The organism is Flavivirga spongiicola, assembly GCF_030540825.1.
GTDB classification, from domain to species: domain Bacteria; phylum Bacteroidota; class Bacteroidia; order Flavobacteriales; family Flavobacteriaceae; genus Flavivirga; species Flavivirga spongiicola.
The window spans coordinates 2322602-2345591 of sequence record NZ_JAUOEO010000001.1 but is presented as its reverse complement, the minus strand read 5'-3'; the positions used below and the strand labels follow the sequence as shown (position 1 = coordinate 2345591).

11 protein-coding genes are annotated in these 22990 nt (G+C 32.3%); 3 read left to right on the top strand and 8 right to left on the bottom strand.

What is annotated here, in order from left to right:
* Positions 1–6: 6 nt before the first annotated feature.
* From Q4Q47_RS09325 to Q4Q47_RS09300, 6 genes are all read right to left on the bottom strand, one after another.
* Positions 7–1923 carry a hypothetical protein gene (locus Q4Q47_RS09325; protein ID WP_303306384.1) on the bottom strand — a complete coding sequence of 639 codons (1917 nt, stop codon included), beginning with the start codon at positions 1921–1923 and terminating at the stop codon, positions 7–9.
* Positions 1898–3178 (bottom strand): MFS transporter, encoded by a 1281-nt coding sequence (locus Q4Q47_RS09320; protein WP_303306383.1) that lies wholly within the window; start codon positions 3176–3178, stop codon positions 1898–1900. Before Q4Q47_RS09320 ends, Q4Q47_RS09325 begins: the two co-directional genes overlap by 26 nt.
* On the bottom strand, positions 3178–4227 hold the full coding sequence (locus Q4Q47_RS09315) for a glycoside hydrolase family 130 protein (protein WP_303306382.1): 1050 nt from the start codon (positions 4225–4227) through the stop codon (positions 3178–3180). The genes Q4Q47_RS09320 and Q4Q47_RS09315 overlap by 1 nt, the downstream gene beginning before the upstream one ends.
* Before the next feature lie 274 nt (positions 4228–4501).
* Complete coding sequence (locus tag Q4Q47_RS09310) at positions 4502–5989, bottom strand: RagB/SusD family nutrient uptake outer membrane protein (RefSeq protein ID WP_303306381.1); 1488 nt, start codon at positions 5987–5989, stop codon at positions 4502–4504.
* Positions 5990–6006: 17 nt separating this feature from the next.
* The gene (locus tag Q4Q47_RS09305; protein WP_303306380.1) at positions 6007–9051 is read right to left on the bottom strand and encodes a SusC/RagA family TonB-linked outer membrane protein; all 3045 of its coding nucleotides are present in this window, start codon (positions 9049–9051) and stop codon (positions 6007–6009) included.
* A 195-nt stretch (positions 9052–9246) separates the two neighbouring features.
* On the bottom strand, positions 9247–13479 hold the full coding sequence (locus tag Q4Q47_RS09300) for a hybrid sensor histidine kinase/response regulator transcription factor (protein WP_303306379.1): 4233 nt from the start codon (positions 13477–13479) through the stop codon (positions 9247–9249).
* Positions 13480–13915: 436 nt separating this feature from the next.
* On the opposite strand from Q4Q47_RS09300, the gene Q4Q47_RS09295 reads away from it, so the two are divergent.
* Positions 13916–16831: a glycoside hydrolase family 3 N-terminal domain-containing protein gene (locus tag Q4Q47_RS09295; protein ID WP_303306378.1), complete on the top strand. Its 2916-nt coding sequence runs from the start codon at positions 13916–13918 to the stop codon at positions 16829–16831.
* 224 nt (positions 16832–17055) lie between these two features.
* Here Q4Q47_RS09295 and Q4Q47_RS09290 read toward each other — a convergent pair whose 3' ends face one another.
* Both Q4Q47_RS09290 and Q4Q47_RS09285 read right to left on the bottom strand, forming a co-directional pair.
* On the bottom strand, positions 17056–17229 hold the full coding sequence (locus Q4Q47_RS09290; protein ID WP_303306377.1) for a hypothetical protein: 174 nt from the start codon (positions 17227–17229) through the stop codon (positions 17056–17058).
* Positions 17230–17455: 226 nt separating this feature from the next.
* Positions 17456–18043 (bottom strand): RNA polymerase sigma factor, encoded by a 588-nt coding sequence (locus Q4Q47_RS09285; protein ID WP_303306376.1) that lies wholly within the window; start codon positions 18041–18043, stop codon positions 17456–17458.
* Positions 18044–18149: 106 nt separating this feature from the next.
* On the opposite strand from Q4Q47_RS09285, the gene Q4Q47_RS09280 reads away from it, so the two are divergent.
* Positions 18150–19301: a FecR family protein gene (locus Q4Q47_RS09280; RefSeq protein WP_303306375.1), complete on the top strand. Its 1152-nt coding sequence runs from the start codon at positions 18150–18152 to the stop codon at positions 19299–19301.
* A gap of 155 nt (positions 19302–19456) precedes the next feature.
* Complete coding sequence (locus Q4Q47_RS09275) at positions 19457–22987, top strand: SusC/RagA family TonB-linked outer membrane protein (protein WP_303306374.1); 3531 nt, start codon at positions 19457–19459, stop codon at positions 22985–22987.
* The last annotated feature ends 3 nt before the right edge of the window (positions 22988–22990 follow it).

Genomic DNA, 22990 nt, shown 5'->3' with positions numbered 1-22990 from the left:
TTTGTTTTAAATTGAATATCTATAATCTATAACCATATTATCTGCATATAGTTTTCCGTTTTTCTCTGTTACAATCGCATCTTGCGGTACAAAAATTAATAATGCCGTTTCTTCTTTTTTGATACTAAACATAAATTTGTTTTTTATGTTTTCAGCAATGAATGCTCTTTGTATGCCATCATATATTTTTAAAGGGCTATCACCAACAGGAATAACAACTTTCTTCACATCTGGATTGGGGTTATAATATAAAAATGAAGGACATGCATCATCTCTATAAAAATCCGTTGCTAATAAATCTAACTGAAGTATATTTTCAATATTTGTTTTTGAAACAATAGAACCGGCAATACCTACATGCCCACTTCCATAAACACTAAATTGAGATACATCAGGATTTCCTTTTACCCAATGAGGACCATCTCCAATAGCTATTGGTGCTTTCAAATTTTCGTATTGCTTAAAATGCGATTTTTTAATCAACCCTTCATAAGCTATGACGCCTTTAGTGTGCTGTTTTAGTTCTGGTATAGATTGATGCTCATCTGCCATTTCATACGGATAAAATAACTTTAAAGCATTACTGGCATTTAACATCCATTTCCCTATAGTACTGGCATATCGTTGATCGTATCTAACCATAGGCACCAATGGCCACATGGCATCATATGTATTCATCAGAAATCCAAACCCTCCATGATCAACTGTACTTCCAACAATTCCAGATACATCATACCCGTTCCAATTATCTACTAAAACACCCCATCCTTCTCTGCAATCTGGTGTACCATTAAAAGTCCATTCAAGAATTTTAGTGTAATCATAATTTGTACCTTCTTCAGCATTTAATCGTGCAGCAACATAGGCCCCAAAAGGCATTAATATTTCATAAAATCTATTATCCCCTTGTGTTAAAAGAGCTTCTAAAGAAGACTTTGCGCCTTTTAAATATTTTGGATCATGAAACTTTTGATAGGCTGAATATAATACATATGCATGGCCTGCCGCGACATCTTCCTGTTTGCAAATCCAATTGTCTTTAGGTTCTAATGTTGCATAGTCAAAAAAGGAATATGCATAATTACCTTTCATTATAGAATCAGCTTTATAAAATTTATCAGCAACTGTTCGCATAATGTTTGAATAATCCTTTTCTTCCGGATAAAAGTTTGACAAACCATAAAACAATACATTTGGATAGACATCGTACCACCAATCCCTTGCATAACCACCACCTAATAAAGCTACTTCGGGACACGTGTTATTCATAACTATATTCCACTGTGTCTCTGAATTAAAATAATTCTTCAACATGGAAACATAATTTTTCCCTTTTTGATTTGACTTATCTATACCAACTAATGTTGCCCCAAGCACAGAGCCAATAGTGGCTAATGACTCATGGAAAATACCATTGTTATTTTCAATTCCTTGTCTTAAATCTCCCATAGCTGTATATATTCCGAAAGTTTCTTGATCGAAATTTTTACGGGAATTGTCCATCCATATTAGTGGCCAATAGTCTCCTATTTGGGTGTCATCAAAAACTAATGAATCAAATCCTTTTGCTAAATTTTTAAAATCTATTATTTTAAACGGTTTTGGCAAATTAGGCATGGAATCAATACGACTTAATTGAAATTGGTCTATTTGGTTTTTTATCGTAAACTTTGATGGTTTGTTTTTACATGAATAAAAAACGAAACCAATTAGTAAGACTACTATATAATACCAATTTGGGTGTAAAATGTCGCATGTCGTCTCGTTCTTTTTAAATCTAAATACCTTGTTCATAAATTCCATAACGATGCTATGCAATCTAATCACAGCGTTTTTAGATTTTAATATAACATCGACTTTAATACGGCATTTTACATCCAAATTGGTATAATTTATTTTATGCATTTTCTTCTGTGATAACATTTTTAGTAATTAATGTTTCTTTTTCTAATGTTTCTTGTTGTTTTAAAAGTTGTTTTGCAATAACTATAGAAAGCAATTGAAGTATGCCTATAATTAATAAGGCATATCTCAAAGCAATATCTGCATTTATAAAAAAAGCAATGACTAAAAAAGTACTTGCTCCAATAAATCTACCTACAAATAATCCAAATTCATGATTTAAAATATATGAAAACTCATTTCTGTTTTCAATTTTTGACAACACATCAATGACTTTTAACTGAATAGGAAAATAGGCAATATCTAAAATCGGTCTGGCAATTAACAACAAGAACATAAATAGGATGACCCCGGTTGAATTAAACAACAAACCATTAAAAAAAGAGGCCAGGAAAAAACATATCAAACCAACACTAAAAATAATTAATCGATGTTTAGGTTTTGAATATTTACCTAAAATAAGCATAATTACTGCCGCAATAACAGCTCCTATGGAAATAGCGGATCCTAATGCGCCTTCAGAATTAAAAAATTTCATCATGAGCATGGCAGGTGCTGTCACTATAAAACCTTGAGCCAATCCTTTTAGTACTGATAATTGAAGCATTTTTTTCCAAAGTTTGTGGAATTTAAAATAAAGAAATTTTTCGCTCTTTGGTTTTTCATACTTCCCAAAATGAAATACTATGGAAGCAATAATGGTAATTATAAAAACGATGGCTGTTATGACTCTATAGCCAGAATTAACAGCCTCATTTGAATCAGAATCTCCATTTCCATTCATTAAATACCACCCAATGAGCACAGGTACTGTTGAAGCTATAATAGTATAAATAAACGTTTCCAATCCATAATAAAAATTCCGTGTTCGGTCTTTTGTGGTTGAAAGTACCAAATAATCCCTGTTTGCCCAATACAATCCAAACGACATGCCCATGATTAAACCAGCAGTTATTAATCCAAAATAATTAATTTCCTTCAAAGACATCATAAAGACCATTGAAATACCACTAAGTAGCATTCCTAAAGAGAACAATCTTTTGATATTTATTGTATTTAACAAATATCCATTGATAAAAAATGTTATAGGGATACCTACATAAATTGCCAATTGGTATAAAATAACTTTGGAAGGATCGCTTGAATTTCGCATTATATATGATGCTACAAAAATATCAATGACCGGTAGTACAAAAGCATAAATGGTATTGGTGATTATTAATATTTTTGCACTCCTTGTAAAATCTCTTAAACCTACTCTTGCTAAATTCCCCATTATTGTCCTAATGTTTTTAATATCTGTTTAATGGAGAAAGTTGCTAACCCGACAAACTCATCTGCCGCTCCGTAATACATCTGAATTTGATCGCCTTTTACGAGATGACCATTTGTAAAAATGACTTCTCCAAAAAAACCTGTGAGTTCAAATGCTTCTTGTGGTTCCATTATAGGTTCTTCTGAACGCGCGATGACTATAGAAGGATCTTCTAAATCCAATAAAATAGCGCCTAAACAATATCGGTGCTTTTCGGTAGCGCCGTGATAAATTTCCAACCAGCCTTTATCTGTTTTTATAGGTGCTGCTCCAGCTCCAAGTCGTTTACTATCAAACTTCCCTTTTCGGGTTTTGGCAATACATTTATGGTTTCCCCAATGCACCCCATCAAACGATTCTGCTAACCATATATAGTTACCCCCTAATTCAGGACTACTGGGTCTATGCAAGGCGTAATATTTATCATCTATTTTTTCCTCGAAAATGGCACAATCTTTATTGTGAGGACTAAAGATCATGCCTTTCTTTTCGAATTTTTTCCAATCTTTAGTAATGCGAAGTCCAACACCAACACCATTGGATGAAACCATCGTATAGGTTAAATAATAAGTGTCCTCAATTTGTGAAACTCTACAATCCTCAATGCCATAAGATTCATATTCGCCTTCTCCAAAAAGGGAAGGGTATTCATCATTTTCATAGAAGTTTATACCATCATCGCTACAAAGCAATCTTAAATGTGATATGGTCGTCAAGTAATCAACGCCATCATAATTAATGACTCTAGAATCTGAAGCATCCAATTTCGAATCCTTTGGGTCAAAATTTAGAATTTTCACTTTTCCATCTTCATTGTATATGGGTACAGACAGTACATCTTCTTTTTGAAGGGTACGCTCTGCTACACGTACAAGTAGCCATGTCTTTCCTTTAAATTTAAACACACCCGGATTGAGTAAACACTCAATAATCATGCTTTCATCACTAGCATTTAAATCTTTGGGGGATAGTAAAGGGTTTTCTTTATATCTGGTTGCAATATCTCTCATTTCTTAATTGATTTTTTGTAGCATAAATGATTTTAATAAAAAGAGAAGCAGGCATTGATAAATTTCTACTTCTCTTGAAAAACCAACTCAAAAAAAACTGTTTTCACTTTTAAATGTTTACATTAAGTTATACTAATTTGAGTGCAAAATGTCGCATGTCGACTCGTTCATTAATTCCGTAACGATGCTATGCTATCTAATCGTAGCGTTGTTAGATTTTAAAGCAACATCGGCTTTAATACGACGTTATTTTACACTCAAAATGGGTATTAGGTTAATAACCCGGATTTTGTATAATGGTTCCTCCTGACTTATCAATATCTCTCTGGGGAATCGGAAATAAGGCATTATGGTCTTGAAAATTTCTTCCAAGTGCTGTTAAAACAGATTTAGCTGTCCCCCATCTTTTTAAGTCATTAAATCTTTGAGACTCAAAACCCAATTCAACGCGTCTTTCTGCCATCAACCAATCTTTTATTTGCGAAGCATCTGTTGAACTTGGTCTATCTATTAATGTTCCAACAGGAATGGAAGATCCATCTGCAGTAGTACTGGTTCTTGCTCTTGCTCTTATTTGATTGATTATACTAACAGCTCCAGCATAGTCGCCAGTTTCGTTGAGCGCTTCAGCTTTCCAAAGTAATACATCAGCATAACGTATAAAGACTTTGTTTCCGGGAGAATTATCATTACCTAAATAATCCGTCGTTGACCCTAAAATTTTGGATGATCTTTTATTGGGCACGTCGATAGTATATAATAATCTAGGATCATTAGCTTCAAAAGCACTTAAAAAATCATTTGTGGGAGCGAAGAAACCCCATCCAGAAACGGCAGCGAATCCATTTCCATTACCTGGATTTTCATCAGGTCGATGATCGTAGGTGAATATAACCTCGTTTTCTATAAATTCTTTACTTGCATCAAAACTATCAAAATATTCTGGGTTTAGGCTATAATTTCCTAATCCGTCTAGTTCTGTAATTAGAGTGAGTACCGTTGACCAATCTTCATCAAACAAAGCCACTTTCGCTTGTAAAGCAATAATCGCTCCTTTTGAAGCTCTCCATGGTTCTGCCAGATCTGGATATTTAGCATTTGATGCTAATGATTTTGCAGTTACTAAATCTGAATTTATCTGTTCAATGACTTCGCTTTTTGGTGCTCTTACTGCAACCTCTAAAGCTTCCTGAAATGTTGGGGGTGTTTCACTCAACAATGGAACATCTCCAAAATTATTAACCAGATCAAAATAATAAAAAGCTCTTAAAAAATAAACTTCAGATAATAATTGATTTTTACGAGCATCTGTCATTCCTGTGTTTTGAACAGTTTCTGTATCAGTTAAAAAGCTCAAGGCGAGATTTAACCTATTTATCCCTATATAATCATAGACCCATATTCCATTAAAAGCCTGGTTTTCTGATGTAAAAGTGAAATCTGATACTTTATCCATCCAAGGTTGGTCGCCATCTGGATTCCATTTTTTATTCATATCATTAGATGCGATATCTTGTAATACAATATCATTTCTAAATACGGTTCCTAAATCCCATCTCCAACCATCTACAACACCATTTAAGGTACTTTTAAGGGGTTGATATGAAGAACTCACTGAAGCCTCTAATGTCACCAATGCTATTTCTGTATCAAGCATATCTTCGGTTAGTAAACCAATAGGGTTGTTCTCTAAGCTATCTGTACAACCAACAAAAGCCATAAAGAAGCATAGTATAACAAAACTGTTAAATATATTTTTCATAATTAATTTTTTTAAGATTAAAACTTAACATTTACTCCAAATAAAAAGGCTGTTGATAATGGGTAGGTTCCTTTATCTACCAATCCCGACACTTCAGGGTCTAAACCCGTATAATTTGTTGATGTAAAAAGATTTTTACCAGAGATGTACAAGCGCATATCTTGAAATCCTTTCATTCCTTTTAAGGTATATCCAATCTCTATATTTCTGAGGCGGAAATAAGAAGCGTCTTCAACAAAAAGGCTAGAAACGTTACTACTACCGTTATCCTCAAATGCTACTCTTGGTATACTATTCGTGCTGCCTTCTCCATCCCAAGATCCTAAAATTGCTGTAGTATAATTGAATGGTCGTGTATCAAAATCTACAATTTTCTTTCCGTCATTGTACTTATCAACCCCTTCTACTCCTTGAAAAAGCATAGAAAAATCAAAGCCTTTATAGTCTGCAGAAAAAGATATACCATAAGTAAGATCTGGTATTGAAGACCCTATAAATTCTCTGTCATTATCAGCACTTATAATCCCATCGCCGTTTATATCTTTAAATTTAATATCACCTGGTTTTGTTGATGGGTTCACCGTACCACTTAAATGACTATCAATTTCAGCTTGGTTTTGGTAAATACCAATCATTTTATAGCCATAATAGGAATCTAGAGCCTGTCCCACAACGGTTCTATATTTATCCGCTGTAATGTTGGGTAAATTTGGATGCAATTTCTCAACATTGTTTGTTAGTGTAGACAGGTTTGCATTAATATTATATTTAAACGCGTTGTCTGAGTTTCTGTAATCTACAGAAAACTCAAAGCCTTTATTACTAACTTCTCCGGCATTTATAATAGTGGGTTCTAAATCTCCTAGAAAGCCCGGTAAGCCTACAGGCAAAAGAATATCCGTTGTGTTTTTTTGAAAATATTCGGCGCTAATGGCTACTTTATTGTTTAGAAGTCCCACATCAAAACCTATGTTTGTTTGTGTGGTTGTTTCCCATTTTAAATCAGCGTTACCGTAACGTACTAGTTCAACTATATCACCTTGTCTAAGTAATTCTAAATAGGCGTAATTATCAATATTTTGATTTCCTACTTGTCCCCAACTAGCACGTAACTTTAAATTAGATAACCAATCAACATCATTTAAAAAATCTTCATCGGATAACTTCCAACCCGCTGAAACGGATGGGAAATACCCCCAACGATTTGATTCAGAAAAACGGGAAGATGCGTCTGCTCTTAAATTAGCAGTAATCATATATTTATTATCAAAAACATAAGACGCAGATCCAAAATAAGAGAATAAATTCCATTCTGATGCCGAACCGCTATTCCAAACATCCAGGTCTGTACCTCCCTGATCTAAATATCTAAATTCATCTGTTGTATATGGAAAACGTGCCCTACTGGCACCGATACTAGATTCATAGTTTGTAACATACTCTGTACCAAACATTGCGCTAACAGCATGTTTCTCATTAAATGTTTTAACATAATTTAAAGTATTACTAAAGGTAAAGGTAAAAGCTTCCCCTCTTGATTCGCTCAAACTGTTTGGTCTATTTTGTCTTCCTAACCCTTGGTCAATTGAACTTCCGCCCCCATCATCATCACCAAAATTCTCATTAAACCTTTTGTCATGAAAAAATGATAAATCTATACCAATATTGGTTCTAAACGTCAGTGCTTTGTCTTTTAGAAACGCGTATTGACCAAATACATTCCCAAATGTTTTATACACTCTAGATTGATTGTCTGAAAAATGCGCCATGGCAATTGGGTTTCCAACCATTTCGTACATGGTTCTATTTAAACCTTGATCGTATCCTGTAGGTGTAAAAAATGGCATATCTGTAAAAGGATCTCTTTGTGAATATGTGGGATCATTTACATCCTTGTAAACTGGTATGACTGGAGCTCTTAATAAAGCAAACCTGATTAAACTTTCGCCAGTAGAAGGCACCTTATCTTGAGTTGAATATGACAATTGAAGATTGGTTCCTACCTTTAAACGGTCACTTATATTTGCATTAATATTTGTTCTAAAGTTTATTCTTTGAAATTTATCATTATCAAAGACCACGATGCCATCTTCATCATAATAACCTAAAGACATTAGGTATTGTAATTTATCACTTCCGCCACTAGCCGATAATTGCAAGTTTTGAGAATGTCCAGGGACAAAAAGTTCATCGAGCCAATCGGTATCTCCAAAATCTGCTCTACCTCTGTCTGCTGTGTAAGGGTTTGAACCTGTAAAAGTATTGTTCCAAGCTTTCTCTGCAGTATTGATATACTGTTCTGCATTTAGCATGTTTGGAAGATTTGTAGCATTCTGAATTCCGTAATAATAGTTCAAATCAAGGGTCATTTTTCCTTTCGATCCACTTTTGGTAGTAATTAGAACGACGCCAGCAGAACCTCTTGCCCCGTAAATGGCAGCTGCCGCAGCATCTTTTAAGACGGTCATTGTCTTAATATCTGCTTGGTTTAAAAAAGAAATATCTCTTGATGGCACGCCATCTACAACATATAAAGGATTATTATTACCAATAGTACCTACGCCTCTAATTCGGACTTGAATAGCACCGCCAGGAGCTCCACTGCTTGACGCTATTTGTACACCCGCAACCTGCCCCTGTAAAGCTTGTGCTACGTTTTGTGTTCTGGCTTTATTTAATCCTTCTACATTAACAACAGAAACCGCTCCAGTTAAAGTAGATTTTTTTCTTAGAGAATACCCAACAAGAACGATCTCATCCAATGCTTGCAAATCTTCAGACAATAAAACATTAATCTGGCTTTGTCCATTAACAGAAATTTCTTGAGTCGTATAGCCCATCATACTAAAAACTAAAATAGCATTAGAGTTTGTTATCTCTATATTATAGTTTCCATCAAAATCGGTTGTTGTTCCTATAAGTGTTCCTTTAATAATAATATTTACACCTGGTATAGCGCCATTATTATCAGAAACAGTTCCTGTAATGGTTTGTGCATTTAAAGCACTTCCTAATAATAAGGTACTTATTAAAAAACAGTAATAAATAATGTGCTTTCTCATAATAAAAAAGAATTAAATTGGTTAATAATTTGAGTAATTTTTTTCATGATAATAATTAGTTTAGCTGTTAATGTTTTAATAAAAAATGATCGAAGAATCAGTTAATAAAAGTAAACTGACAACAGGCTAATTAGTGTGCACTATTTAATCAAAAATGTACACTTAAATGCAATACACTGATTATTAATGTTTTAATTAAAGATTATTAAGAGGCTTATTTTGAAGTTGGTAATCTTTGGGCGTACTATTGTACATTTTTTTAAATTCTCGATAAAAGTAAGATCGATTATTAAATCCTGATTGGTAGCAAACTTCAGATACAGTAAGCGTACTTTTTCTAAGAAGTTCAGCAGCATGTTTTAATCGAATCGTCCGGATTAAATCTCCAGGAGAAAACCCGGATGTTTGCTTAATTTTTCGGTATAATTGAGAACTACTCATGCCTAAATGCTCTTCAATATATGAGTTTTGCAAATTTTCATTTTCAATATTATTCCTTATTAACCCAATAACTTTTAGTAAAAAATCTTTTTCGTTATCGTTTACAGGAAGATCAGTAATGTTTTCTGCAAAGTTATCTTGCGAAAAGTGTTCTAATATCTGTTCTTTAGCTTCAATAAGCTTTTTTATTCTTATTAATAAGTGACCTGGGTGAAATGGTTTAGGTATATATGAATTAGCCCCGCTTTCTATGCCTTCAATACGATGTAAAACATTGTTTTTTGCTGTAAGCATAATAAAAGGAATATGGCAGGTTTTAATATCATTCTTTATTTTTGAACAAAGCTCTATGCCATCCATTTTTGGCATCATAACATCACTTATAATAATGTCTGGATCTTCTTTTTCTAGAATTTTTAGAGCTTCTAATCCATTATAGGCCGTAAGAATTTTATATTCTTCTTTTAGCAACTCGTTTAAAAAACCATGAATCTCTTTTTCATCTTCTACAATTAAAACAACCTTTTTCTTATTTAAAAAACTTTCAATTGAGGAAATCTTATTGGGAACTTCTATTGAATCGGTAGATGTTTGCTCAAGTATATTCTGAAGATAATCCGAAATTAAAACTTGACTTTCTTCTTCATCTAATTTTATATCATTAAAATTTTCTTTATGGCAAGGAAGTAATACTGTAAACTTAGTAGACTTATTTTCTTCACTTGAAACTAAGATTTCGCCCTTTAATAGAGTCACTAATCTTTTTATATATGCTAAACCAATACCTGTTCTAAACATATTATTACCATGTTCTTTCCAGTTATCCGACAAGTAAAACCTATCAAAGATAGAATTTAACTTTTCTTTGGGGATGCCTTCGCCAGTATTTATAACCCTTATATGTAGTGTTTTTGGATTTTCTTCTTGAATGAAAAATTTTAAATTAATTTTTCCATTTTTTGGGGTGTATTTAAAAGCATTTGATAAAAGATTGAATATTATTTTTTCAACTTTATCTTTATCAAACCATCCCGTTAATTTTGAAGGTATTTCAAGTTTATATTCAATGTTTTTCTGTAATGCCCATTCATCAAATAACTCAGCAATTTGTTCAATTAAGCTAACAATATCAAATTGTTTTATCGTCACATCTAAATGGCCATACTCTGCTTTTCTAAATTCAAGAAGCTGTTGTGTTAAAAAGAGTAATCTTGAAGAGTTTCTTTGAATCATCTTTATAAACTTCTGATTTTTTTCAACTAAGTTTGAAGATTCTGAAAGCTTTTGAACAGGCCCTAGTATTAAGGTTAAAGGTGTTTGAAATTCATGGGCAATGTTAGTAAAGAAATTAAGCCTATTTTGATGAATCTCTTTTTCTCTTTTTTGAAAAACAATATTTTGCTTTAACGATTGACGTTTTTTATAATAGCTCTGTATAAATAGCACAAATAGAGAAAGTAATCCTAAATAAATAACGAAAGCTATATTCGATTGCCAGTAAACAGGTTTAATTTTAATATCTATGGCTCGAACTGGTTTTCCCCAAACACCATCACTATTTGACCATTTTATCCATAAGGAGTAGGTCCCTTTTGGAACATTAGTGAAAGAAATATTTCTACGATTATTTATCATATTCCAATCCTTATCAAAACTATCCAACTTATAGGCATATTGGCATTTGTCCGTATTTATATAAGTCAAAGCAGACAATTCAATATCAAAAAAGTTTTGATTGTGATTTAAAACAATAGAAGGGAATGTATAAGAATCTGGAGAGACCACCAATCCTTGATAGTACGGTACTTCTTCATTTTGACCGCTTATTTTATCAATAAGAATATTAGGAACAAGCATCGATTCTTCGATTTTTGAAGGTAAAAAATAATTAAACCCTTTTATTCCCCCCATAAAAATATAATCCGAATTAATACTTTGATAAAAAGCACCATCTGCAAATTCGTTGTTTTGTAGTCCTTCGTTTTTTGTGTAATTAATAAATTTAGATTCATTAATTATAAAATTGGACAGACCAAAATTTGTACTTATTGAAAGATTAGAATCTTTATCTGAAACAATGCCATGAATCGTGTTGTTTGGTAGTCCATCCTTAACTGTAAAACTTTTAAACTCGGGCGTTTCTTCGTATGCTATATTTTCCAATAAATTCAACCCAAAACTTGTACCTATCCATAACCTTTTATTCACATCTGTATGAAGGCAAAGTATATCATTGTTCGATAGACTTAATGGGTTGTTTTTTTCGTTTTTAAAAGATTCAAACAGCTCTGTTTCCTTATTAAAGAGGTTTAAACCACCCAATCTCGTTCCAATCCAAAGTTCATGGTCATTCTTTGGGACAATCGAAAAAATAATATTACTGCTTAATGCTTGTTCTTCTTCACTTCCCGCCAAGTACATTTTAAAATGACTTACTTTTAATTTATCTTTTATTCGTTCTATTTTAAAACGTATCATTCCGTAGCCATTTGTTCCGAGCCAAATAAACCCATCTTGATCCTGATAAATAGTATATGTTGATTGAAAGGCACTGCATAACTCATGGCCTAAAATTTCTGACCAACTTATAATTTTTGATGCTTTTAAATCAAAAACACTAATCCCATCGCCATCTGTACCAATAAAAACAAGATCGTCTTGTCCTTTACACAGCGCATAAACAGAATTATTAATGGAGCTATTATTTTCATAAAAATTCTCGTATTCAAATGGTTTATTAGGGTTTTCATAAAACTTTGAGGGAAAACGAAACAACCCACTCCCTTTTGTTCCTATAAAAAAAGCATTTTCTTCAACTTCTAAAAAAGCTCTAACAATACTTTTATCCAATTTTGGAACCTGTGTTTTAGAAACCGTATTAAATGATTTTTTAAGTGGGTGCATTTTTAAAAGGCCATCACCATCTGTTCCTATCCAAATAATATGCTCTTTTCCTTTAATTAAAGTTCTAATTTCCTGGTTTTCCAAATTAGTTAACCACTCAGGTTGCATTATTTTGCCCGAACTATTTACAATAAAGGATTCATTATTATTTGACATAACTAACCCCTCTGGTACGTATCCAATAATTTTATGTGCCTTCTTTTCATTGAGTATAACGTCTTTCTTTTGATCTTCTAGCGAGTGTAACACCATATTCCCTAAAAGTGAAATGAGTGCCACCTTTTTACCTTTTAATATTCCGAATGAACGAATATTACCAGATATTTTTTCTGTTTTTATCAGCTGTTTTTTGCCAGTGACTTCCATACCAAATTTCAAAGAAAAGAGGTCATTATTATTTAGCAAAACAAGGAGCTCTCCAGATGGAGCAAATTCCATTTTTTTAACAGCGTTTATTGGTAAATCTTTTATCTCAATTTTTTGAAACTCTGATCCGTTAAAAAAACCTATTCCCCAATCTTTTACAGCACAAAAAACCTTTTTAGAATGGTCTAATGCTATATTATATTCTGTTTCAGAAAAGGTAAATTTACTTTTGTTAGGAAAATGATAACTTTTAAATATATTATTCTTTTTATCATAACTATTTATTCCGTTCATGGTTAGCACCCATATTTTTCCGGTTTCATCTTCATCAATTTTAAGGATTACCTGATTGCTTAAACTTTTTTCAGCATTAAGTTCTGGTCTAAAAATTTTAAAATTGCTACCGTCATATCTATTTAACCCATCCCATGTACCAATCCATAATAAATTCTCAGAATCTTGAAAAATTGAATTCACAGAACTATTTGAAAGCCCATTGGTATTATCTAATTGTTTAACAGCGTATTTTATGTTTGAGTCTTCCCTTACCTGTTTTTGATTTATGGTATCATGAAAATTGCTGTCGTTTCCATTAATTAAGGTCGCTTCTTTTAAAAGGTGTTTTTTATTATTACAGCCAATGAATACAATTAAAATAATGCCTATATGTAAAACACTAAATTTCAAAATATAATTAAAGATTATTTTTAGTATCAACGGTTATTTTTTTGAATGATTAAAGTAGCTTTTTTTATCCAAAAACCTATTAATTACCTCATTTTTTAGTTTGTGCTATTTGTTTCTCTATTTTTTATGTTTAGGACTCTACAGTAGATTGTTGGAAAGTCGTTATATTCACAAACTTAAAAGAAAGATTGAACACGGTCATCATTCAATGAATTTGGCAAAATATGGTCTAATTTTTCTGCTCTAAAAATTTAAACAGGACATCTGTTTTAAATAAATTAATATGTTTTTCACGATATTGGTCTAAAGTTTCTGAACTTAGATCAAGTTCAGTTATAATGTCAACACTCTGCTTCCAGAGACAAATGGAACAGGAGTGAAATTAAATAAAAACCCTTTATTAAAATTAAGTCACATAAAGAAAAGATTATATGGAGGGCTACATAAGATCAATAAATACAGACAGATGAAAAAGCTAATTATTGCTAGTATTTTTTTAGCGTACATTACAAACTATGCACAACAAGAAGACCCCCTGCTGACCCATGATATAGAAAATCAAAAAGAATGGGTAAATAGCATCATGAAAAACCTAACCCTTGATCAAAAGATTGGTCAGCTTTTTATGATTCAAGCTTACTCAAATAAAGATAAAAAGCATACGAATTTCATTAAAAAGATGATAAAAAAACATCATATTGGCGGTTTAATTTTTATGCAGGGAACGCCTGAAAAACAAGTACAATTAACAAACATATATCAATTAAAGTCTAAAACCCCCTTACTTATTGGGTTCGATGGAGAGTGGGGCTTAGATATGAGATTAAAAAATGCGTTTCGCTATCCTTGGAATATGACTTTAGGTGCTGTTCAAAAGGGTGTATTGATTGAACAATTTGGGAAACAACTTGGAGAACACTGTAAACGTATTGGGATTCATATCAATTTTGCTCCGGTTGTTGATATTAATACCAATCCTAAAAACCCAATTATAGGAAATAGATCTTTTGGAGAAAATAAATACAATGTCGCTAAAAAAGCCATTGCTTTTACTAAAGGCATGCAAAGTATGGGCGTTTTAGCCAATGCCAAACATTTTCCCGGACATGGAGATACTTCAACAGATTCTCATAAAACACTTCCTTTTCTAGATTTTAATTTAAAACGGTTAGATTCCATTGAATTATACCCTTATAGACAATTATTTGATTCAGATTTAGCAAGTGTTATGATTGCTCATTTAAATGTGCCATCCTTAGAACCTAAAAAAGGCGTTCCAACATCAATTTCATATAAAGTAGTCACCGAACTTTTAAAAGAGAAAATGAATTTTAACGGTTTAATTTTTACAGATGCTTTAAACATGAAAGGGGCCGCTAATTATGCTAAACCAGGCGATATCGATTTAGCTGCTTTTCTTGCTGGAAATGACATGTTGCTTATTCCTGAGGATGTAAAGGAAGCTGTTAAAAAAATAAAAAATGCCCTTAAAAATAACTTGATTAGTGAAGCACGTTTAAATCAATCTGTACAAAAAATATTAAAAGCAAAGTATTTGGTGGGATTAAATAATTTTAAACCTATAAAAGAGACAGAGATTCGATCTGATATAATAACTTCCAAAGACAAGTTATTATATAGATCCTTAATGAAAGAAGCCATAACACTTGTGAAAAATGATAATGTAACACTTCCTATTCGTGATTTAGCCAAAGCCAAAATAGCCTATGTTAAATTAGGGGATTCCGACCATTTAAGCTTCATGAATACACTGAAAAAATACGCACAAGTTGATATTATTTCTGATAAAAACTTAACTGGTTTACTTCAAAAATTAAAACCTTATAATACTGTAATAATAGGTTATCATAAATCAAACAAGACGCCTTGGAAACGTTTTAAAATGTCTGAGGAAGAGTTAGTTTGGTTACAAGAAATCTCTAAGGGTCATAAAGTCATATTAGATGTTTTTGCAAGCCCCTATACACTTTTAGACATTAATGATTTTAGTACAATTGATGCAGTTTTAGTATCCTATCAAAATAGTAAAGTATCACAGGAAATTTCAGCACAAATGATTTTTGGAGCATTGGAAACCAAGGGAAAACTCCCTGTTTCAATTAAAAATATATTTCCGGAAGGCACAGGTATAACGACGTCCAATTTATTGAGACTTTCTTATTCCATTCCAGAAGCTGTTGATATGGATAGTAAATTGCTTACTAAAATAGATGCTGTTACAAAAATGGTTGTAGATTCAACGATGGCCCCTGGAGGTCAGGTTTTAGTGGCCCGTTACGGAAAAGTAATCTATCATAAAAGTTTTGGCTACCACACCTACAATAAAAAGCAAAAAGTAAAAGTAACAGATCTTTACGATTTAGCTTCTGTCACCAAAATATTAGGAGGCCTTCCATTAATCATGAAAAGTGAAGAAATGGGGCTCTTTAATTTAAATACCAGGCTTGGTGATCTATTACCCTATTTAAAAGGAACAAACAAAGATACTATTACTATCAAACAAGCACTGTCACACACTGGTAAAATAAAACCCTGGATTCCTTATTATCTGGAAACTATTGATACTATTACCAAAACCCCTTTTAATAAGTATTATAGCAAAGTTAAAAGCAAGGATTCTTCAATAAAAGTTGCTGAAGATTTATATTTAATTAATTCGTACACAGATTCTATCTATAAAAAAATAGCTGAAGCACCTCAGCGATCTGAAGCCGGCTATAAATACAGCGGTTTAATTTTTTACTTATTTAAGAAGTATATAAAAGATACTTACCATAAGGAAATGGATTATCTAAATAACGAGAACTTCTATAAACCTTTAGGAGCAACATCTCTAACTTACAATCCGCTAAAAAAGTTTAGTAAATCTGAAATTGTGCCTTCAGAAATAGATGATTATTATAGAAATCAAACACTTCAAGGTCATGTTCATGATATGGGAGCCGCTATGATGAATGGTGTAAGTGGTAATGCAGGACTTTTTGCCAATTCAAATGATATCGCTAAAATGATGCAAATGTATTTGCAAGCCGGTTATTATGGTGGAAAAAGATATTTTGAACCAAAAACCATACATAAATTTAACTACAGATATTACGAAAAAGATAGTATAAGAAGAGGGCTTGGTTTCGACAAACCTCAACTAAATCCAGAAGACAAAGCCAGTAGCAAATACGCTACTGCAAATAGTTTTGGTCATTCTGGTTTTACCGGCACTTATACATGGGCTGATCCAGATACTGGTCTATTATATGTTTTTTTATCAAATAGGGTCTATCCAACAATGGCCAACAATAAGCTTGGAGAGCAAGACATAAGAACAAATATTCTGGATTTAATTTATGAAGCCATTATAGAATAAACATAAAGCTTAGTGAGTATGAAGAAAAACAACAACAATTTAAAGAGGTCTAAAAAGTAGTATCGTATAATTGATTTCATTATTATCATTTTTTAATTTAATTTCAATAGAGTATCTATGTGGTTATTGTTTAGTATTATAGTGCTATTCCATTTCAAATACCGTAATAACTGCCGCATGGTCTGAAGGAAACGTAATAGGGTGGCAATCGATTTCTTTTGATTCTATAGGTTTAAGCCTCCTTTGTAAAAAATATGATTTACTCGGTCTCTCAGTCCATATTTAGTTGAAGAAGTAGCTGTTCTTGGGGTCCAGGTTAATCCGGGGTTTAATAATGGGCCTATGTGTATTAATTTTTCTAAACCATCTAGCTGTTCAAGAATTAAAAAAATGTCCATTTATATTGTATTTAAGTTTATAAAATGAACAAAAATGCTTTTGTTTTCCCTCATGGGATTATGAAAATAAAAGTATAAAAAGAGGCTACTGAAAGAAGAAAAAACTTTGACAAAGTTATTCGCAAACAATTAACACCCAATTATGTGAATCAAAATGATTGAAATGGAAAATTTTTAATGAAACCACGGTTAAGATGTCTTATACCAAATTGGTATTACTCAGTAACTAAGGTTTTTTTATATCAAACAACAAAAATATAAATGACACTATTTTTTCTTTCATTTTCTTTCTAAGAATTGAAAAGGCTTTAACCATTTGTTTTTCAACCGTATTAACAGACACATTTTGATATTCTGCAATTTCAACATAAGTAAGACCTTCTTGTTTACTCATTAAAAATGTCTCTTTACATTTAGGCGGTAATCGTTCTATTTCATTTTGTACGAGAGTCATTAGCCGATTTGTCTCAGTTACATCTTGTATTTCAATAACTATATCTAAACCTTCGATGTACTTTTTTTCTAGCTTAGTGACAGCTATTTCTTTTCTGTATTGATCAATAAATTCATTATAAACCGATTTATAAAGGTAGTTCTTAATAGAAACATTAGAGCTTAACTTTTCGCGCTGTTGCCACATTCTAATAATAACATTTTGAACAATATCTTCCGATTTAAAATTATCTCTGGCAAGATTACTCGCATAATCACATAATTTTTTATAATAAAGATCTACTATATACGAATATGCTCTAGCATCCCCTTTTTTAAGGAGTTTAATAAGTTTTTTTTGACTAAAAAAGATCTTGTGCAATTATATAAATGTCTTTAAATCATTACAAATTTAATTTTTTTTTAATAAAACGTGGTGGTATAGTAATTTTAGCTTCGTTATTAAATTATAGATGTTATAAAAAGTAATGGATAAAAAAACCGAAATATTAATCACAAAGTTTCTTACTAATGAAGCAAATATTGATGAGCTTAGGCAGTTAGAATTGTGGATAAGCAACCCTAAAAATGAAATATTGTTTTTTGAATATATCAAGACTAATGCTTTCGCCAATATGATTGTAAGCAAGTATGATATTAAAAAGGCTAAGAAAGATATTTTGAGGCGCATAGGGAAAGAAAAACGCAAAACTAATAGTGTATTAAAATACGTTGCCGCAGCTGTATTTATTGGAATATTGGTTTCGGTTTACTTCTTTAGAGATAATGTATTTAATAGTCCAGTTGAAAATATCCCAGTAATTGTGAATAGTATTGAAGCTGGTACGGATAAAGCAACACTAACACTAAGTGATGGTTCTGTAGTAGCATTAGAAAAAGGAGAATCTTTTAAAACTAAAAATGCTGATAGCAATGGAGAGCAAATAGTTTATAGCACCGCTAAAAAAAGTAAATCTTCCAAAATCGCATATAATTATCTTACGATTCCTCGAGGTGGTCAATTTTTTGTCAAGCTTTCCGATGGAACACAAGTATGGTTAAATTCTGAATCTCAACTAAAATATCCAGAAAATTTTATTGATGGTGAACTAAGACAAGTAGAACTCATATATGGCGAAGCATATTTTGATGTATCTCCAAGTGCAAAACATAAAGGTTCAAAATTTAAGATACTTACCGATGTTCAAGAAATTGAAGTATATGGAACCGAATTTAATGTAAAAGCTTATCAAGATGAAAATAGTATTTATACAACATTAGTTGAAGGAAAGGTTTCGGTTAAAAACAATAGTAAAACAGAATTTTTAAAACCTAATCAACAGTCTATTATTGATGCCAGTAGTAATACAATAGATATCAAAGAGGTTGATGTTAATAATGAAATTAGCTGGGTTCGTGGAGAATTTATATTTTACAAAAAGCCATTAAAGGAAATTATGAAAGTACTTTCCAGATGGTATGATGTTACCGTAATTTTTCAAAATAAATCTTTTGAAAGCACAGAATTTAATGGAGAGCTAAGTCGAGAACAAAAAATAGAAGACATATTAGATTTAATTAAACAAACAAAAATCATTAATGCTTATGAAATAAATAATAATACCATCATATTAAAATAAAAGAGGGTCGGAAGTATTAACATCTCACCGCAAACATTTCCTCCCCCTTTACGTAATTAATCAATTAAGTGTAACCAATTAACACATGCAAATTTATGAAAATTAAACCAACTAAAGCTTTGTTCTTTTTTAGAACAAAACTGCTAAAAATTGTTATGAAAACTTTAATATTCTTTTTCTGCTCCGTAGTTTTCAGCTTAACACCGAACACTATTTTATCTCAAAATGTTAAAGTTGTCATAGACCAAGATAAGACTGTAAGTATTGATGAGGTTTTTAAATTAATTAGCAATCAAACAGATTATAAATTTATTTATCAAACAGATTTATTTAAAGACTTGCCTAAGGTTCATATAACCAAAGGAAGCATCAAGCTTAATAGATTATTGAAGAAATGTTTTTCAGTTAGCAATTACAATTTTAAAGTTTTAGAAAACAACTCAATTGCTATTAGTGAAAAACCAGATATAACAATTAAAAAAAATAATCAAAAACAGGTGACTGGTACAATAACTGATAACAATGGCGTTCCATTGCCAGGTGTTAATGTTATAGTTAAAGGAACGTCCACAGGCACATCCACAGATTTTGACGGAAACTTTAGTTTAGATATAGAAGAAGGAGCTATTCTTGTTATAAGTTATTTAGGTTTTAAAACAGTCGAAATTGCTGTTGGAAATCAAACTACAATTAATGTCACCTTGGAAGAAGATGCTGCAAGTTTAGGTGAAGTCGTAATTAATGCCTTGGGTTTTGCTGTAAAAACTGATAAATTGGGGAGTGCAGTATCTAGTGTTAAAGCAGAAGCAATGACACGTTCTGGTGAGACCTCGGTTGCCAATGCTATTCAAGGAAAAATGTCCGGTGTTAATATTACGCGTAGTACTGGAGACCCAGGGTCGGGATCTAATATTAGAATTAGAGGAGCTAATACCATTTCTGGTAATACGCAGCCTTTAATAATTGTAGATGGTATTCCCATTAGTAATAGTAATTCTAATGGAGGAGGAAGTAGTTCAACTGCTAACGGAACATCACAACAATCGCGTTTAAATGATATTAATCCAAATGATATTGAAACCTTACAAGTATTAAAAGGAGCTTCTGCTGCAGCTCTTTGGGGGTCGAGAGCCTCAAATGGAGTGGTTATAATTACTACTAAATCGGGTAAAAAAGGATTTAGAGTGTCTTTAAAAACATCTATGGCTTTTGATGAAGTAACTGAAACCCAACTTTTACAGTCAACGTATGGCCCAGGTTCTTCTGGTATTTACAGACAAGATTTTTTACGTGCTTGGGGTGATGAAATATCAGACAGAGCTGGAGGCGAAGATGTAGTAGATACCAGTGGCGCACATTTTATTGGTGATCAAACTGGGAGAACATATTATGCTATTGCCCGAGGAAGCGCGAGTGATCCCCACGGAGGAAAGAGATCAAGAGAAACATTTCTAGATAAAAACTTTGATCAAGTATTTCAAACAGGGGTTTTAATGGAGCAATCGTTAAGTATTAGTGGTGGAAATGATAAAGGAAATATCTTTTTTAGTTTAGGTAATACGGACCATGAAGGTGTTGTTAGAAATAACGATTATAAAAGACACACTGTAAATTTGAGTGCTACTAGAAAGTTTAATGATTATGTTAGCTTAAAACTGAAAGGAAAGTATTCTAGAATAGGGGCTAATAGGATTCAGCAAAATTCTAATTTAGCAGGTTTATTATTAGGTTTTTATAGAACTCCTCCAGATTTTGATATTTCAGATTATACAGGGACTTATGTAAGTGCTTCAGGAGCTGAAATAGCAGGGCGTCATAGGTCTTACAGAAACCCTATTGGCGCAAGTAATAGACCTCGGTATAATAATCCATTATGGACTACCAATAAACAAAAAGCGCCAAATACTGTAAACAGACATATTTACTCAGCCGAACTTGATCTTTTTCCTATTGAAGGTCTTAACGTTAAGTTAAGAGGAGGAATTGATACCTATAATGATGCTAGGACTTATTTTTTTCCAAAAGGATCTGCAAGAACAACAACACCTCCACTATTTAGAATAGATGGTAGTTTGTTACAGGAAAATCTATCAGGAACAGAATTAAATTTTGATGCCATTGCCAAATATGATAGAGATCTTACAGAAGATATTACATCATCTTATGTTTTAGGTTGGAATATAAACGACAGAAAATTTAATAGAACAACTGCAATAGGTAATGATTTTATAGCCGATCAAGAAATCTATAATTTAACGAACTCTAGAGAAACAACCTCAGAAAACTTTATAAGTCATCGTAGGTCTAATAGAGGATTTGTTACAGCAAATTTCGGATTGTATAATCAGTTGTTTATAGATCTTTCAGGTACTGTAGAAGCGGCTTCTACAATAAGTGAGCCATTTTTCTATCCAGCCGCAAGTGCTGCATGGCAACTTTCTGATGCCAGTTTCTTCCCAGAAGAAAGCTTTATAAGTTTTGCTAAAGTGAGGTTAAGTTGGGGGAAAGTAGGTATCCAACCTAATATGTATAGAAGCTCAACAAGTTACGAAGGCGATTTTGCGTATAATGGTGGTCTTATAGGAACTTTGGGTTCAATCTCTCACGGAGGTGGTTTTAGGTTAGATAATAGAAGGGGGAATCCTAATTTAAGACCAGAAATAAAAACAGAAATTGAAACTGGCTTAGAATTACGTTTTTTCGATAATGCTTTATCTACAAGTTTTACTTATTATTCCAATGATATAGAAGATATTTTATTAACATTAGATCAGTCAGCAAGTAGTGGTTTTACTTCATTTTATACCAATGGAGCTGCAATAAAGAATAATGGATTTGAATTTGAGTTTGATGCTAAATTATTAAGAGATAATGACCATTGGTCCTTCTCTCCCTATGGGAATTTTGCAACCAATAAAAATGAAGTTACGGATTTATCAGGAGCAGATGTTCAACCTCTAACAGGGTTTGGAACAGGTGATTCTGTAGCCGCTGTTGGGTATCAAATGGGCGCATTATTTGGAGGAAAATTACCAAGGAATGCTGATGGTAGTATAGAAGTTGATGCTAATGGTTTTCCTGTTGGTTCACCTGAGTATGATATTATAGGTGATCCAAACCCAGATTGGACAGGTGGTATAGGATTCAATTTAGGTTTTAAAAACTTATCTATGAATGTATTATTTGAACATTCACAGGGTGGTGATTTTTATGATATTACTAGGCAAATAAACTCACAACGAGGACATAGTTTAGAAACTGGTAATAAAGTAACAATACCTGAAGGAGGCGTAGTAGATGTAAGAGGTAATGCATATGCTGCTGGAGATATAGTAAGAGGTAATTTGCACGATTTTGGGGCTGGACAAGTACTTTTAGAAGAGAGTTGGTATAGAGGAAATGGAGCAGGAAATAGAGGGTTTAGCGAACTGTGGTTGCAAGATGCTACTTGGACACGTTTAAGGGAATTAACACTAACGTATTCATTAGGTCAAAACATACTAGATAAATTAAAGTTATCAGCTGTTAATTTTAGTGTAACTGGAAGAAATTTAGTGTTGTGGACTGACGTCATTGGTAATGATCCAGATAAGAACTTTGCAGGCGTTGGCAATTCTAGAGGTTTAGATTATTATACCAATCCTTCTACAAAGTCATATATGTTTAATTTAAATATAACATTCTAAAAA